Here is a 14,643-nt window from a genome sequence, read left to right on the forward strand (position 1 = left end):
GCACTGATGTGATCGCCAACCTGGTAGCGCTCGCGGCCGAGGAGAAGCAGAACCCGCTGATCCCGGCCGGCCCCGAGCTGCTTGTTGGAGCCATCGCCTTCGCCATCGTGTTCTTCTTCTTCTGGAAGAAGCTGCTCCCGAACATCAACAAGGTTCTGGAGGAGCGCCGCGAGGCGATCGAAGGTGGCATCGAGAAGGCCGAGGCCGCTCAGGTCGAAGCCCAGAGCGTCCTCGAGCAGTACAAGGCCCAGCTCGCCGAGGCCCGGCACGAGGCCGCGCGTCTGCGCCAGGAGGCGCAGGAGCAGGGTGCCGCGCTCATCGCCGAGATGCGCGCCGAGGGCCAGCGCCAGCGCGAGGAGATCGTCGCCGCCGGTCACGCGCAGATCGAGGCCGACCGCAAGGCCGCCGCGTCCGCGCTGCGGCAGGACGTCGGTCACCTCGCGACCGAGCTGGCCGGCAAGCTGGTCGGTGAGTCCCTCGAGGACCACGCCCGGCAGAGCCGCGTCATCGACCGCTTCCTCGACGAGCTCGAGGAGAAGGCCGAGGCCACCCGATGAACGGAGCGAGCCGCGAGGCCCTGGCAGCCGCACGCGAGCGTCTCGACGCGCTGACGGACTCCACGTCCGCCGACGCGACGAAGCTCGCCGACGAGCTGGCCGCCGTCACCGCGCTGCTCGACCGCGAGGTGTCGCTGCGTCGGGTCCTGACCGACCCGGCGCAGCCCGGTGAGGCGAAGGCCGAGCTGGCCCGGCGTCTGCTCGGCTCCCAGGTCGGCGGCGCGACTGCCGATCTGGTGTCCGGCATGGTGCGCTCCCGCTGGTCGCAGTCCCGTGACCTGGTGGACGCGCTGGAGGAGCTGGCGGACACCGCCGAGCTCACCGCCGCGCAGAAGAGGGGCGCGCTCGACGACGTGGAGGACGAGCTGTTCCGCTTCGGGCGGATCGTCTCCTCGAACACCGAGCTGCGCGCCGCGCTGACCGACCGCGCCGCCACCACCGCGGCCAAGACCGAGCTGCTGCACCGGCTGCTCGGCGGCCGGGCCGTCCCGTCGACCGAGCGTCTTGTGACGCGCCTTGTGACCGCGCCGCGGGGACGTAGCCTGGAGGCGGGACTGGAGTCCCTGTCCAAGCTGGCCGCCGAGCGCCGGGACCGGCTGGTCGCCGTCGTGACCTCGGCGGTACCGCTGAGCGACACGCAGAAGCAGCGCCTGGGCGCCGCCCTCGCGAAGCTCTACGGCCACACGATGCACCTCAACATCGACGTGGACCCCGAGATTCTCGGCGGGATCCGGGTGCAGGTCGGCGACGAGGTCATCAACGGCTCGATCGCGGACCGCATCGAGGACGCCGGCCGCCGCCTGGCGAGCTGAGCAGCAACTTCATAAGCAGAACAGCAGTACAGCAGTACGTACCTACGGCCCGGTTGGGTCGTGCAGAGGATTCCTGGGGGTCGCCCCCAGACCCCCAAGTTGAAACTTCGGGCCCAACAAGGAGAGCAGGGAACCCAGATGGCGGAGCTCACGATCCGGCCGGAGGAGATCCGGGACGCGCTGGAGAACTTCGTCCAGTCGTACAAGCCGGACGCGGCCTCGCGCGAGGAGGTCGGTACGGTCACCCTTGCCGGCGACGGCATCGCGAAGGTCGAGGGTCTGCCCTCGGCCATGGCCAACGAACTGCTGAAGTTCGAGGACGGCACCCTCGGCCTCGCCCTCAACCTCGAGGAGCGCGAGATCGGTGCCATCGTCCTCGGTGAGTTCAGCGGCATCGAGGAGGGTCAGCCGGTGCAGCGCACCGGTGAGGTGCTCTCCGTGGCAGTCGGCGAGGGCTACCTCGGCCGTGTCGTCGACCCGCTCGGCAACCCGATCGACGGCCTCGGCGAGATCGAGACCACCGGTCGCCGCGCCCTCGAGCTGCAGGCCCCCACGGTCATGCAGCGCAAGTCGGTGCACGAGCCGATGGAGACCGGCTACAAGGCCGTCGACGCGATGACCCCGATCGGCCGCGGCCAGCGCCAGCTGATCATCGGTGACCGACAGACCGGCAAGACCGCCCTGGCCGTCGACACCATCATCAACCAGCGCGACAACTGGCGCTCGGGCGACGTGAACAAGCAGGTCCGCTGCATCTACGTCGCCATCGGCCAGAAGGGCTCGACCATCGCGTCGGTCCGCCGCGCGCTGGAGGAGAACGGCGCGCTCGAGTACACGACCATCGTCGCCGCCCCCGCGTCCGACCCGGCCGGCTTCAAGTACCTGGCGCCGTACACCGGTTCGGCCATCGGTCAGCAGTGGATGTACGAGGGCAAGCACGTCCTCATCATCTTCGACGACCTCTCGAAGCAGGCCGACGCCTACCGCGCCGTGTCGCTGCTGCTGCGCCGTCCGCCGGGCCGCGAGGCCTACCCGGGTGACGTCTTCTACCTGCACTCCCGTCTGCTGGAGCGCTGCGCGAAGCTCTCCGACGACATGGGCAAGGGCTCGATGACGGGTCTGCCGATCGTCGAGACCAAGGCCAACGACGTCTCGGCGTTCATCCCGACCAACGTCATCTCCATCACCGACGGCCAGTGCTTCCTGGAGTCGGACCTGTTCAACGCCGGTCAGCGCCCCGCGCTGAACGTCGGTATCTCCGTCTCCCGAGTCGGTGGTTCCGCGCAGCACAAGGCGATGAAGCAGGTCTCCGGCCGTCTGCGCGTCGACCTCGCCCAGTTCCGCGAGCTGGAGGCGTTCGCCGCCTTCGGTTCCGACCTGGACGCCGCGTCGAAGGCGCAGCTGGAGCGCGGTCAGCGCATGGTCGAGCTGCTGAAGCAGGCCCAGTACCAGCCGATGTCGACCGAGGACCAGGTCGTCTCGGTGTGGGCCGGCACCACCGGCAAGATGGACGACGTCCCGGTCGCCGACATCCGCCGCTTCGAGAAGGAGCTCCTGGAGTACCTGCACCGCAAGGAGCAGGGCCTCATGACCTCCATCCGCGAGGGCGGCAAGCTGTCGGACGACACCCTCACCGCTGTTGCCGACGCGATCGCCGAGTTCAAGAAGCAGTTCGAGACCTCGGACGGCAAGCTTCTCGGCGAGGACGCCCCGGCCGCGGCCAAGTGACGTAAGGAAGGGACCTGACTCATGGGAGCCCAGCTCCGGGTCTACAAGCGTCGCATCCGATCCGTCACCGCGACCAAGAAGATCACCAAGGCGATGGAGATGATCGCCGCCTCGCGCGTCGTCAAGGCGCAGCGCAAGGTGGCGGCCTCCACGCCGTACGCGCAGGAACTGACGCGTGCGGTCACGGCGGTCGGTACCGGCTCGAACACGAAGCACCCGCTGACCACGCAGGCCGAGACGGTCACGCGGTCCGCGGTGCTGCTCCTCACGAGCGACCGTGGTCTCGCCGGTGCCTTCAACTCCAACGCCATCAAGGCCGCGGAGCAGTTGACCGCGCGTCTCGAGGCCGCGGGCCAGGAGGTCGACACGTACATCGTCGGCCGCCGGGGCCTCGCCCACTACAACTTCCGCGAGCGCAAGGTCGTGGAGTCGTGGTCGGGCTTCACCGACGAGCCGACGTACGCGGACGCCAAGAAGGTCGCGGCCCCGTTGATCGAGGCCATCGAGACCGAGACGGCCGAGGGCGGCGTGGATGAGCTCCACATCGTCTTCACCGAGTTCGTGTCGATGATGACGCAGACGGCGCTCGACGACCGTCTGCTGCCGCTCAGCCTCGAAGAGGTGGCGAAGGAAGCAACCCCCCAGGGCGAGATCCTTCCGCTGTACGACTTCGAGCCCTCGGCGGAGGACGTCCTCGACGCCCTGCTGCCGCGCTACGTGGAGAGCCGTATCTACAACGCGCTGCTCCAGTCGGCCGCCTCCAAGCACGCCGCCACGCGGCGCGCGATGAAGTCGGCCACCGACAACGCGGGCGAGCTGATCACCACGCTCTCCCGACTTGCCAACGCGGCCCGCCAGGCCGAAATCACCCAGGAAATCAGCGAGATCGTCGGTGGCTCCGCAGCCCTGGCCGACGCGACCGCGGGGAGTGACAGGTAATGACGACGACAGTTGAGACGGCCGTTGCCACGGGCCGCGTCGCCCGGGTCATCGGCCCGGTCGTCGACGTGGAGTTCCCCGTCGACGCGATGCCCGACATCTACAACGCTCTGCACGTCGAGGTCCTCGACCCGGCGAAGGAGGGCGAGAAGAAGACGCTGACCCTGGAGGTCGCCCAGCACCTGGGTGACGGCCTGGTCCGCACCATCTCCATGCAGCCCACCGACGGTCTGGTCCGCCAGGCCGCCGTCACCGACACCGGCAACTCCATCACGGTGCCCGTCGGTGACTTCACCAAGGGCAAGGTGTTCAACACCCTCGGTGAGGTGCTGAACGTCGACGAGAAGTACGACGGCGAGCGCTGGGGCATCCACCGCAAGGCCCCGAACTTCGACGAGCTCGAGTCGAAGACCGAGATGTTCGAGACCGGCGTCAAGGTCATCGACCTGCTGACCCCGTACGTCAAGGGCGGCAAGATCGGTCTGTTCGGCGGCGCCGGCGTCGGCAAGACGGTGCTCATCCAGGAGATGATCTACCGCGTCGCCAACAACCACGACGGTGTCTCCGTGTTCGCCGGTGTCGGCGAGCGCACCCGTGAGGGCAACGACCTCATCGAGGAGATGTCCGACTCGGGCGTCATCGACAAGACCGCGCTGGTCTTCGGTCAGATGGACGAGCCCCCGGGCACCCGTCTGCGCGTGGCCCTCGCGGGTCTGACCATGGCGGAGTACTTCCGCGATGTGCAGAAGCAGGACGTGCTGTTCTTCATCGACAACATCTTCCGCTTCACCCAGGCCGGTTCCGAGGTCTCCACGCTGCTCGGCCGTATGCCCTCCGCGGTGGGCTACCAGCCGAACCTGGCCGACGAGATGGGTCTCCTCCAGGAGCGCATCACCTCGACCCGTGGTCACTCGATCACCTCGATGCAGGCGATCTACGTCCCCGCGGACGACCTGACCGACCCGGCCCCGGCCACCACCTTCGCCCACCTCGACGCGACGACGGTTCTGTCCCGTCCGATCTCGGAGAAGGGCATCTACCCGGCCGTGGACCCGCTGGACTCCACGTCCCGCATCCTGGACCCGCGCTACATCGCGCAGGACCACTACGACGCCGCCATGCGCGTCAAGACGATCCTGCAGAAGTACAAGGACCTCCAGGACATCATCGCGATCCTCGGTATCGACGAGCTCGGCGAGGAGGACAAGCTCGTCGTCCACCGTGCCCGTCGCGTGGAGCGCTTCCTGTCCCAGAACACCCACGTCGCCAAGCAGTTCACCGGCGTCGACGGGTCGGACGTCCCGCTGGACGAGTCGATCGCGGCCTTCAACGCGATCTGCGACGGCGAGTACGACCACTTCCCGGAGCAGGCGTTCTTCATGTGCGGTGGCATCGAGGACCTCAAGGCCAACGCCAAGGAGCTGGGCGTCTCCTGAACTCCCTGAGTTCGTAAGAGGGGGCGGGGTACGTCCCGCCCCCTCTTTCACGCCCATTAGACTTGTAACCAACACCCGGCAGGAGACGCCGGGTGGTGACCCGAGGAGCCACCTTGGCTGCTGAGCTGCACGTCGCGCTGGTCGCGGCCGACCGAGAGGTCTGGTCCGGCGAGGCCACCCTGGTCGTCGCGCGCACCACGTCCGGCGACATCGGCGTCATGCCCGGTCACCAGCCGCTGCTCGGTGTGCTGGAGTCGGGCCCGGTGACCATCCGTACGAGTGAAGGTGGAACGGTCGTCGCCGCGGTGCACGGCGGTTTCATCTCGTTCGCGGACAACAAGCTGTCGCTGCTGGCCGAGATCGCCGAGCTGTCGGACGAGATCGATGTCCAGCGCGTGGAGCGCGAGCTGGAGCGCGCGAAGGCGGAGGGTGACGCCGCCGCCGAGCGTCGCGCCGATGTTCGACTGCGCGCGGCGGCGACGAGCTGAGCCCGCGCGGAGCTGTATGAATTCACTCAGCCGCGGTCGGCACCGGAGCAATCCGGAGCCGACCGCGGCTGAGGCAGATATAGGTGTTTTTTCCGTTCCGTTACCTATTTTCGGTACCTAGGAGACGAGGAGGTCGGTGTCGATGGTCCTCGCTCTGACTGTGTGCGGAGTCGTGGTCGCCCTGGTGGTGCTGGGGCTGTTCGTCTTCGGCCTGCGCCGCAGACTCATCCAGCGCTCCGGGGGCACCTTCGACTGTTCGCTGCGCTGGGACGTCCCCGAGAAGACGGACACGAGCGGAAAAGGCTGGAGCTACGGAGTCGCCCGCTACAACGGCGACCGCATCGAGTGGTACCGCGTCTTCTCCTACGCCTATCGTCCGCGCCGCATCCTGGAACGCGCCGCGATCGAGGTCGCCGGCCGTCGCCTCCCCGAGGGCGAGGAGGAGCTGGCGCTGCTCTCCGACGCGGTGATCCTCACCTGTCTGCACCGGGGCACGCGTCTCGAACTCGCGATGAGCGAAGACGCGCTGACCGGGTTCCTCGCGTGGCTGGAGGCAGCTCCGCCCGGGCAACGGGTAAATGTCGCCTAATTCCCAGCCGGTTGAATGAGGGTGCCCCCGGACGAAGCCTGGGGGAGCGTCAACGTGGCCTGACAGACCGGGTGTTGGGTGTCGTCGGCGACCCACTGCCACCCGCCGTTCTGCGCACAGAGAAGCCCGCCGCGGACGGGCTCGTGGACCGTCCGCGGCGGGTGCGGGGCGAGGCTCGGACGATCAGCTCAGCCCGCTGCTGATGGCGCTCACCAGCTCACCGTTGCTGGTGTCGCCGCTGAACTCCCAGAAGAACGCGCCGCCGAGACCCTGGGACTTGGCCCAGCTCATCTTCCCGGCGATGGTCGACGGGGTGTCGTACGACCACCAGTTGCTGCCGCAGTGCGCGTACGCCGTGCCGGCGACGGTGCCGGTGGCCGGGCAGGACGTCTTGAGCACCTTGTAGTCCTCGATGCCCTGCTCGTACGTGCCCGCGGCCGGGCCCGTCGCGGTGCCGCCGGGGGCGTCCTGGGTCACGCCGGTCCAGCCGCGCCCGTAGAAGCCGATGCCGATCAGCAGCTTGCTCGCGGGGACGCCGGCCGCCTTGTACTTGGCCATCGCGTCGGCCGTGGTGAACCCGGCCTTCGGGATGCCGCTGTACGAGGTGAGCGGGGAGTGCGGGGCGGTCGGGCCCTGGGCGTCCCAGGCGCCGAAGAAGTCGTACGTCATCACGTTGTACCAGTTGACGTACTGTGCGGCGCCCGCGTAGTCGGCGGCCTCGATCTTGCCGCCGGACGAGCCGTCCGCGGTGACCGCGGCCGTGACCAGCGCGCCGGAGCCGAACTTGGCGCGCAGCGCCGACATCACGTTCTTGAAGGCCGCCGCGCCGCTGGTGTCGCAGGACAGGCCGCAGGCGTTCGGGTACTCCCAGTCGATGTCGATGCCGTCGAACACGTCGGCCCAGCGCGGATCCTTGACCAGGTTGTAGCAGGAGTTCGCGAAGGCGGTCGGGTTGGCCGCCGCCTGCCCGAAGCCGCCGGACCAGGTCCAGCCGCCGAAGGACCACAGGACCTTGATGTTCGGGTACTTGGCCTTCAGCTCACGGAGCTGGTTGAAGTTGCCGCGCAGCGGCTGGTCCCAGGTGTCGGCGACCCCGCTGACGGACTGGTCGGCGGTGAAGGCCTTGTCGTAGTCGGCGTAGGAGTCGCCGATCGCGCACTGGCCGTTCGTGACGTTGCCGAAGGCGTAGTTGATGTGCGTGATCTTCGCGGCGGAGCCCGAGGTCACCAGGTTCTTGACGTTGTAGTTGCGGCCGTAGATGCCCCACTCGGTGAAGTAGCCGAGCTTGACCGTGGAGCCGGAGGTCGGGGGAGTGGTCGTGCCGCCCGTGGTGTGCACGGCCACCGAGCCGCTGACCGGGCCGGTCTGGCCCGCGGTGTCACGGGCCTGGACGGTGTAGGAGTAGTCGCTGCCGGCGGTCAGGCCGGTGTCGGTGTACGAGGTCGTGGTGACCGTCGAGACGACCTTGCCGTCGCGCAGGACGTCGTAGTTCTTGATGCCCTTGTCGTCGGTGGCCGCGCTCCAGGACAGCTTCACCGAGGTGTCGGTGATGGAGGAGGCGGTCGGGGTGCCCGGCGCGGAGGGGGCCGCGTCGCCCGGGACCGTCGCGCCGTCACAACTGTCGCCGTTCAGCTTGCAGTTGGAGGGTGAGCCCGAGCCCGCTCCGTTGAAGCCGAAGGAGACGGAGGCGCCCGGGGCTATGGAGCCGTTGTAGGACTTGTTCTTGGCGGTCCAGTGGGTGCCGGAGGACGTGACGTCCGCGTCCCAGGCCGAGGTGACGGACGTACCGGAGGGGAAGTCCCACTCGACCGTCCAGGAGCTGATGGCGGTGGTGCCGGTGTTCTTCACCGTCCACTTGCCTTCGAAGCCGGTGCCCCAGTCCTGGGTCTTGGCGTAGGTCGCCGTCGCGGTGGTCGCGGCCTGGGCGGGGCTTGCGAGGCCGACGAGGCCGGCCAGCGGCAGCAACAGGGTCGCGAAGCCTGCCGCGGCTCTGTGTCCGAAGCGCATGGTGCGCCTCCTATGGGGAGTTGGGGGGCATGACTGAGCCTTCACGCCCACAGTGCCGCGAGAATAGAAAGGTCTGGACCATCGGTCAATAGGTCTGGACCACTCTGGGGCGACCGTGCTAGATCCCCAACTCCTGGGCCAGCACGGCCGCTTGGACCCGGCTGCGCAGCTCCAGCTTCCCGAGGAGGCGGCTGACGTGCGTCTTCGCCGTCGCCTCCGCCATGTCGAGGCGGGCCGCGACGGCGGCGTTGGACAGACCCTCGCCCAGGCAGGACAGCACCTCGCGTTCACGGCGGGTGAGGCTGTCGAGGACGGCGGGATCGGCCGTGGGTTCGCGTACGGACCTGGTGGCGAACTCGGCGATCAGGCGGCGGGTGACTGCCGGGGCGATCAGCCCCTCCCCGCGCGCCACGGTCCGTACCGCCTCCAGCAGGTCCTTCGCCTCCGTGTTCTTGAGCAGGAAACCGGCGGCGCCGGCGCGCAGTGCCCCGAAGACGTACTCGTCGAGGTCGAAGGTGGTGAGGACGAGGACGTCGGCCAGCCCCTCCCCGACGACCTGCCGGGTCGCCGACACTCCGTCCAGACGAGGCATCTGGATGTCCATCAGTACGAGATCCGGCCGCAACTCCCGTGCCAGCGCCACGGCCTGTTCCCCGTCCGCGGCCTCTCCGACCACCTCGATGTCGGGTGCGCTGCCCAGGATGAGGACCAGTCCGGCGCGGACGGCGGACTGGTCCTCGGCGACGAGGACGCGGATCATTCGGAGTCTCCTTCGGGCAGGGGGAGCGTGGCGTGTACGGTCCACAGCGCGCCGTCGGGTCCCGCCTCGAAGGTGCCGCCCAGCAGCCCTGCCCGCTCCCGCATGCCGACCAGTCCGGCACCGGAGCCGGGTGCGCGCGGGCCGTCCCGATGGCCGTACGGGCTGGTCACCCGGACGTCGAGGGCGCCGTCCCGCTGTGCGAGCGCGACGGTGACGCGTCCGGGGCCGGCGTGCTTGAGGGCGTTGGTCAGGGACTCCTGGACGATGCGGTAGGCGGCGAGTTCGACCGGTGCGGGGACCTTGCCGTGGTCGGTGTCGAGGCCGATGTCGAGGCCGTTGGCGCGGGCGCCGTCGACGAGCGCGGTGAGGCCGTCGAGGGTCGGGACCGCGCTCGGCTCACCGTCGCCGTCGCGCAGGATGCCGATCAGTCGCCGCATCTCCGCGAGCCCCTCGACGCTGTTCTCGCGGATGACGGAGAGGGCCTGTCTCGACGTGCCGGGATCGTCGATGGACAGTGCGGCCGTGGAGTGGGTGGCGATCGCGGAGAGATGGTTGGCGACCATGTCGTGCAACTCCCTTGCCATCCGGGCCCGTTCGGCAATGACCGCCTGGCTGCGGTCCATCTCGGCGAGCAGCGCGGTCTGTTCGGCGCGCAGCCGCTCGGCGTCGGCGGTGTCACGGTGGTCGCGCACGACCCAGCCCGTCGCCGCGGGCGCCAGGGTGACGAGCGCGACGCCCGCCCCGATGAGCAGGGCCTGCGGTACGCGCCAGGCCACGTACGGGACGACGGTTCCGATCACCGTGAGCAGGCCGGTGATCCAGGTGATGCGGCGGGCCGAGGCGAGCGTGCCGTACAGGACGGCCGCATAGACGAGGTCCGTGAACATCACGATGGTGGCGAGGTTCCCGCGGGTCACCAGGTCCGCGGTGATCGCGACCGTGCCGACGAGCAGGGCGGTGCGCGGGCGGGTGCGGCGCAGCAGTTCGCAGGCCGCGGTGACGACGAGCGGCACGAGGACCGCCCAGCGGGCGTCGACCACGGCGATCGGGTCGTCCGCCGTGCGGCTGTAGAGGCCGACGGCACAGAGCAGCAGCCCTCCGACCAGTCCGCCCACGGCGATGAGGACGTCGTCGCGGTGCGGGCGGGTGAGTCGTGCGGCCATGGCTCCATCCAACACGCCCCGCGCACCGCCTGCGTGCTTCCGGGGGAGGGTCCCGAACTGCATCTTTCGATGTACGGCGGCTTCGTCATCGCCGACGACGAAAGCCGCCGGCCCGGTCGGGAGCCTGGAAGGGTGACCGAGAGGAGCCAACCGTGGTCGTCACGCTGATCATCGCCTGCGAGGTCGGGTTCTGGGTGCTGCTCGTCGCCGGGCTGGCCGTCCGCTACCTGCTGAAGTGGCGCCGGACGAGCGTGGCGCTGCTGCTGTGCGAGCCGCTGCTGGAGGTCGTGCTGTTCGTCGTCACGGCCGTCGACCTGAAAAACGGGGCGAAGCCCGGCTGGGAGCACGGACTGGCCGCCCTCTACATCGGCTTCACCATCGCCTACGGCCACTCCACGATCCGGTGGCTCGACGGGCACGCGGCGCATCGCCTCGCCGGGGCACCGAAACCGCCAAGGCCCCCGCGCTACGGCCTGCCCCGGGCCCGCCACGAGGGCGTCCTGTGGCTGCGCACGCTGCTGGCCGCCGCCGTCGCTCTCGCCCTGCTCCAGGGTGCGATCTGGTACGTCGGCGACGGCGACACCTCGTCCCTGCGCTCCTGCCAGTGGACGGCGCTGCGGATTGTCGTCATCCACGGGCTGATCGCGCTGACCTATCTGCTCTGGCCCAAGAAGGCCCCGGCGTCGACGCCCTGAGGGTCGTACCCTGACCGAACGCCGAGGGGAGGGGTGCATGACCGAGAAGGGCAGTCCCGGAGCCGTACTGGTCGTCGACGACGACCCGGCCATCCGCCGTTCGCTGGAACGCGGACTGCGGCTGAGCGGCTTCCGGGTGCGTACCGCGGACGGCGGCCGGGAGGCGCTCGCGGTCGTCGAGGAGACGCCCCCGGACGTGCTCGTCCTCGATGTGTCGATGCCCGGCATGAGCGGTATCGAGGTGTGCGAACGGCTTCGCGAGGACGGCCGGGATCTTCCCGTCCTGATGCTCTCGGCGCTCGACGAGACCGCCGACCGTATCGCCGGGCTGCAGGCGGGCGGCGACGACTACCTGGTCAAGCCGTTCGCCCTGCAGGAACTGGTGCTGCGGCTGCGCGCGCTCCTGCGGCGAAGGCCGCCCGCGGGCGAGGTGCTGCGGGTGGCCGGCCTGGTGATCGACCCGGCGGCCCGCACCGCCGAGCGGGACGGCCGGCCGCTGGAGCTGACCCGCCGCGAGTTCGAACTCCTCGAAGTCCTCGCCCGCAACGCCGGGTTGGTCCTCACCCGGGACCAGCTGCTGGAACGCGTGTGGGGTTACGACTTCGACGTGCGCACCGACGCCGTCGACACGTTCGTCAGCTATCTGCGGCGCAAGCTGGAGGCGGACGGGCGGGCCAGGCTGGTGCACACCGTGCGCGGGGTGGGGTTCGTGCTGCGGGACGAGTCGTCGTGAGGCTCTCCACTCGCATCGGGCTAGCCGTCGGAGTCACCGTGCCGCTGCTCGTGCTGGCCTCTGGCTGGCTGCTGCTGCAGCTGGTCAACCACGATCTGCACGGCGCCGAGGACGACCATCTGCGGACCCGCGCCACAGCCGTCGCCCAGGACGCCCGTGCTCTGCTGAGGGCCAGCGCCAACAACCGGCCCAAGGCCGCCGACAACAGGGAACGGCTCCTCTACAGCGCCGCCCTCGACGTGGGCGTACGCGTCATCGGACCGGACGCCACCTTCAGCGGCGGCCCGCAGCCGGACGCCTCGGTGCCGCTCCCGGCGCGCGCGACCAGGCCGGTCACGGTCCGCGACGGCGGCACCAGCTGGCGTGCGCTGTCCGTGCCGATCACCACCGCCCGCGGCTCCGGCACCCTCTGGGTCTTCTCGCCCAACGCAGCCGACCAGGCCCAACTCCGTCTCGTACGGCGCCGCGTGGTGGTGACCTCCGTGCTCGCGGCACCCCTGGCCGGCCTGCTCGCCTGGGGTATCGCCACCGGCGCGAGCGGTCCCTTGCGGCGGCTGGGCCGCCGTACCGCCGGACTCGACCCGCGCACCAGCTCGGCCCGGCTGCCCGAGGAGCCGAGCGGGGTCACCGAGGTCGACGAACTGGCCGCCACCCTGCGCACGGTCCTCGCCCGCTACGACGAACAGGCCGCTCGTACCGCGGAGGCGCTGGACACGGCCCGTTCCTTCTCCGCGGCCGCCTCGCACGAACTGCGCACCCCGCTGATGAGCATGGGCACCAACCTCGACATCCTCGCCGCCCACCCCGACCTCCCCGAGCCCGACCGCACCGAGGTCCTCACCGACCTGCGCCATGAACACGCCCGGCTGCTCGGCCTGTTGGTGATGCTGCGGGAACTCGGGCGCGGCGACCTGGTGGAGGCGGAGGCGCTGCGGACGGTGGACCTCGCCGAGGTGGCGGATGCGGCGGTCGCCGAGGCCCGACGCCGCGCGCCCGACGCGGGCATCATGCTGGATGCGGCACCCGGGCTCACCGTCCACGGCTGGGAACCCGGTCTACGGCTCCTCCTCGACAACCTGCTGGCCAATGCCCTCGCCCACGGCCGGGACGAGGACGACCGGGCGAGTGTGGAAGTCGGAGTGCGGGGAGCGGGCGAGCAGGTCGTGATCACCGTCGACGACCGCGGGCCGGGCGTGCCCTTCGAGGAGCGCGGCCGGATCTTCGAACGGTTCGCCCGCGGGCCCGGCAGTTCGGGCTCCGGTCTGGGCCTGACGCTGGTCGCGCAGCAGACGGCGCTCCACCAGGGCACGGTCACGGTCGCCGACGGCCCGGCCGGCGTCGGCACCCGCTTCGAGGTACGGCTGCCGAGAGCCGCTCGCACCCTGCCCGCCCACCGCGACTGGCTGATCGGCACAGCAGGGACAAACCGGTCACAGAGTTTCCCCAAAGACGCTCCCTAGCCTCCACCGGGAGCGGACGGACGAAGGGGGCCGTCCGCGGAACGGAGGCTCACGATGTACGTACGACGAAGGCGGCGCACCCTCCTCGTGGGGCTGGCCGCCGCGGCACTGCTGGCGACCGGCACCGGCGCGGCGACGGCCGCCGGCACGACCACACCCGCCCCCGCCGCCACGCCGACCGGTGATGGCGCGAAGGCTCTTTGCAAGCGGGCGCCGAAGATCGACCACCGCATCGACCGCGCACTGAAGCGGCTGAACGCGGGCGCGGACAGGCGCGGCTCGATCGCGCGCCTGCAGCAGCGCGTGGACAACGCCGAGGCGGCCGGTCACGACGAGATCGCCACGTATCTCCAGGACCGGCTGACCTTCCGCAAGTCCCTGGTGACGACCTTGCGGCAACGGCAGAAGGACCTGGCCGACGTCCGGACCTGGTGCAAGGACAACAACGAGGGCGCGAGCTGATGCGTCCGAAGACCGCGGCCGCCTCGCTCGCCGTCCTCGCGGCACTCACCGCGGGCTGCACCCACACAGGCGGCACGGCGTCGCAGCAGGCACCGGCCACCCCGTCCGGCTACTCGGAGATGCAGAAGAAGGTGGCCGCCGCCGAGTCCGCGGTCGCCCGCGCCGACCAGGACGCGGCTCGGGACAACTCGGACCGCTGAGAAGAGGGGGGAAGGGCGGGGAGCGCTGTGGCTCAGCGTTCCCCGCCCGGCACCCACAGCACGTCCCCGACGTTCTTGTTGGCCGTACGGGCGAGGATGAACAGCAGATCCGACAGGCGGTTCAGATAGGTCGCCGTCAGCGGGTTCATGACCTCTCCGTGCACTTCCAGCGCGGCCCAGGTCGAGCGCTCGGCCCGCCGTACGACCGTGCAGGCCTGGTGCAGCAGGGCGGCCCCCGGCGTACCGCCCGGCAGGATGAAGGACCGCAGCTTCTCCAGCCGCTCGTTGAAGCGGTCGCAGTCCGCCTCCAGCTTGTCGACGTAGAACTGCTCGACCCGCAGCGGCGGGAACTCCGGGTTCTCGACGACCGGCGTGGACAGGTCCGCACCCACGTCGAACAGGTCGTTCTGGACACGGGTGAGGACCTTGACGATCTCCTCCTCAAGACCGCCCAGCGCGATCGCCGTACCGATCACCGCGTTCGCCTCGTTGGCGTCCGCGTACGCGGAGATCCGCAGATCGGTCTTGGCGACCCGGCTCATGTCGCCGAGGGCGGTCGTGCCCTGGTCGCCGGTCCTGGTGTAGATGCGCGTCAGATTGACCATGTGACCAGC

Annotated in this window: 16 protein-coding genes; 12 read left to right on the forward strand and 4 right to left on the reverse strand. The window is 69.9% G+C overall.

The annotated features are described in order from the left end of the window. Nucleotides 1-8 precede the first annotated feature (8 nt). The 7 genes from ACWC1K_RS23240 (at nucleotide 9) to ACWC1K_RS23270 (ending at nucleotide 6,549) form a co-directional block, all read left to right on the forward strand. Nucleotides 9-557: a F0F1 ATP synthase subunit B gene (locus ACWC1K_RS23240; RefSeq protein WP_099931313.1), complete on the forward strand. Its 549-nt coding sequence runs from the start codon at nucleotides 9-11 to the stop codon at nucleotides 555-557. Further along, nucleotides 554-1,369 (forward strand): F0F1 ATP synthase subunit delta, encoded by an 816-nt coding sequence (locus ACWC1K_RS23245; RefSeq protein WP_450833878.1) that lies wholly within the window; start codon nucleotides 554-556, stop codon nucleotides 1,367-1,369. Before ACWC1K_RS23240 ends, ACWC1K_RS23245 begins: the two co-directional genes overlap by 4 nt. Before the next feature lie 138 nt (nucleotides 1,370-1,507). Continuing rightward, the gene (atpA, locus tag ACWC1K_RS23250) at nucleotides 1,508-3,097 is read left to right on the forward strand and encodes a F0F1 ATP synthase subunit alpha (protein WP_450833879.1); all 1,590 of its coding nucleotides are present in this window, start codon (nucleotides 1,508-1,510) and stop codon (nucleotides 3,095-3,097) included. A gap of 21 nt (nucleotides 3,098-3,118) precedes the next feature. After that, the gene (locus ACWC1K_RS23255; RefSeq protein WP_450833881.1) at nucleotides 3,119-4,036 is read left to right on the forward strand and encodes a F0F1 ATP synthase subunit gamma; all 918 of its coding nucleotides are present in this window, start codon (nucleotides 3,119-3,121) and stop codon (nucleotides 4,034-4,036) included. Next, complete coding sequence (atpD, locus tag ACWC1K_RS23260) at nucleotides 4,036-5,472, forward strand: F0F1 ATP synthase subunit beta (protein ID WP_450833883.1); 1,437 nt, start codon at nucleotides 4,036-4,038, stop codon at nucleotides 5,470-5,472. Before ACWC1K_RS23255 ends, atpD begins: the two co-directional genes overlap by 1 nt. A 113-nt stretch (nucleotides 5,473-5,585) precedes the next feature. Continuing rightward, complete coding sequence (locus ACWC1K_RS23265; protein ID WP_133044680.1) at nucleotides 5,586-5,960, forward strand: F0F1 ATP synthase subunit epsilon; 375 nt, start codon at nucleotides 5,586-5,588, stop codon at nucleotides 5,958-5,960. A 142-nt stretch (nucleotides 5,961-6,102) separates the two neighbouring features. Continuing rightward, nucleotides 6,103-6,549 (forward strand): DUF2550 domain-containing protein, encoded by a 447-nt coding sequence (locus ACWC1K_RS23270; protein ID WP_344399113.1) that lies wholly within the window; start codon nucleotides 6,103-6,105, stop codon nucleotides 6,547-6,549. A 183-nt stretch (nucleotides 6,550-6,732) separates the two neighbouring features. Here the strand turns inward: ACWC1K_RS23270 and ACWC1K_RS23275 are convergent, their stop codons facing one another. From ACWC1K_RS23275 to ACWC1K_RS23285, 3 genes are all read right to left on the reverse strand, one after another. After that, on the reverse strand, nucleotides 6,733-8,556 hold the full coding sequence (locus ACWC1K_RS23275; RefSeq protein WP_450833885.1) for a glycosyl hydrolase family 18 protein: 1,824 nt from the start codon (nucleotides 8,554-8,556) through the stop codon (nucleotides 6,733-6,735). Nucleotides 8,557-8,674: 118 nt separating this feature from the next. Beyond that, nucleotides 8,675-9,316, reverse strand: coding sequence for a response regulator (locus ACWC1K_RS23280; protein ID WP_450833886.1), 642 nt, complete (start codon nucleotides 9,314-9,316; stop codon nucleotides 8,675-8,677). Beyond that, a complete protein-coding gene (locus ACWC1K_RS23285) occupies nucleotides 9,313-10,479 on the reverse strand; it encodes a sensor histidine kinase (protein ID WP_450833887.1) in 1,167 nt (388 codons plus the stop codon). The genes ACWC1K_RS23280 and ACWC1K_RS23285 overlap by 4 nt, the downstream gene beginning before the upstream one ends. A gap of 152 nt (nucleotides 10,480-10,631) precedes the next feature. Between ACWC1K_RS23285 and ACWC1K_RS23290 the strand changes: the two genes are divergently transcribed. Genes ACWC1K_RS23290 through ACWC1K_RS23310 form a run of 5 tightly spaced genes read left to right on the forward strand, consistent with a single transcriptional unit; the run spans nucleotide 10,632 to nucleotide 14,029 of the window. Continuing rightward, nucleotides 10,632-11,174 carry a hypothetical protein gene (locus ACWC1K_RS23290; protein ID WP_450833889.1) on the forward strand — a complete coding sequence of 181 codons (543 nt, stop codon included), beginning with the start codon at nucleotides 10,632-10,634 and terminating at the stop codon, nucleotides 11,172-11,174. 37 nt (nucleotides 11,175-11,211) lie between these two features. Then, complete coding sequence (locus ACWC1K_RS23295) at nucleotides 11,212-11,907, forward strand: response regulator transcription factor (RefSeq protein ID WP_450833891.1); 696 nt, start codon at nucleotides 11,212-11,214, stop codon at nucleotides 11,905-11,907. Beyond that, entirely contained in the window at nucleotides 11,904-13,367 is a 1,464-nt protein-coding gene (locus ACWC1K_RS23300) for an ATP-binding protein (RefSeq protein ID WP_450833893.1), read from the forward strand. Before ACWC1K_RS23295 ends, ACWC1K_RS23300 begins: the two co-directional genes overlap by 4 nt. Nucleotides 13,368-13,421: 54 nt before the next feature. Next, complete coding sequence (locus ACWC1K_RS23305; protein WP_450833894.1) at nucleotides 13,422-13,829, forward strand: hypothetical protein; 408 nt, start codon at nucleotides 13,422-13,424, stop codon at nucleotides 13,827-13,829. Then, entirely contained in the window at nucleotides 13,829-14,029 is a 201-nt protein-coding gene (locus ACWC1K_RS23310; RefSeq protein WP_450833895.1) for a hypothetical protein, read from the forward strand. The genes ACWC1K_RS23305 and ACWC1K_RS23310 overlap by 1 nt, the downstream gene beginning before the upstream one ends. Nucleotides 14,030-14,061: 32 nt before the next feature. On the opposite strand, the gene ACWC1K_RS23315 is transcribed toward ACWC1K_RS23310, so the two are convergent. Beyond that, nucleotides 14,062-14,634, reverse strand: a complete 573-nt coding sequence (locus tag ACWC1K_RS23315; RefSeq protein WP_450833897.1) for a cob(I)yrinic acid a,c-diamide adenosyltransferase — start codon at nucleotides 14,632-14,634, stop codon at nucleotides 14,062-14,064. Between the last annotated feature and the right edge of the window lie 9 nt (nucleotides 14,635-14,643).

The organism is Streptomyces sp. NPDC001492 (assembly GCF_053597275.1).

Excerpts from the sequence above, each read along its gene's own strand:
- atpD (WP_450833883.1), top strand. The coding sequence starts at position 4,036 with ATGACGACGACAGTTGAGACGGCCGTTGCCACGGGCCGCGTCGCCCGG.
- ACWC1K_RS23275 (WP_450833885.1), bottom strand. The coding sequence starts at position 8,556 with ATGCGCTTCGGACACAGAGCCGCGGCAGGCTTCGCGACCCTGTTGCTG.
- ACWC1K_RS23315 (WP_450833897.1), bottom strand. The coding sequence starts at position 14,634 with ATGGTCAATCTGACGCGCATCTACACCAGGACCGGCGACCAGGGCACG.
- ACWC1K_RS23305 (WP_450833894.1), top strand. The coding sequence starts at position 13,422 with ATGTACGTACGACGAAGGCGGCGCACCCTCCTCGTGGGGCTGGCCGCC.
- ACWC1K_RS23270 (WP_344399113.1), top strand. The coding sequence starts at position 6,103 with ATGGTCCTCGCTCTGACTGTGTGCGGAGTCGTGGTCGCCCTGGTGGTG.
- ACWC1K_RS23245 (WP_450833878.1), top strand. The coding sequence starts at position 554 with ATGAACGGAGCGAGCCGCGAGGCCCTGGCAGCCGCACGCGAGCGTCTC.
- ACWC1K_RS23285 (WP_450833887.1), bottom strand. The coding sequence starts at position 10,479 with ATGGCCGCACGACTCACCCGCCCGCACCGCGACGACGTCCTCATCGCC.
- atpA (WP_450833879.1), top strand. The coding sequence starts at position 1,508 with ATGGCGGAGCTCACGATCCGGCCGGAGGAGATCCGGGACGCGCTGGAG.
- ACWC1K_RS23295 (WP_450833891.1), top strand. The coding sequence starts at position 11,212 with ATGACCGAGAAGGGCAGTCCCGGAGCCGTACTGGTCGTCGACGACGAC.
- ACWC1K_RS23280 (WP_450833886.1), bottom strand. The coding sequence starts at position 9,316 with ATGATCCGCGTCCTCGTCGCCGAGGACCAGTCCGCCGTCCGCGCCGGA.
- ACWC1K_RS23310 (WP_450833895.1), top strand. The coding sequence starts at position 13,829 with ATGCGTCCGAAGACCGCGGCCGCCTCGCTCGCCGTCCTCGCGGCACTC.
- ACWC1K_RS23255 (WP_450833881.1), top strand. The coding sequence starts at position 3,119 with ATGGGAGCCCAGCTCCGGGTCTACAAGCGTCGCATCCGATCCGTCACC.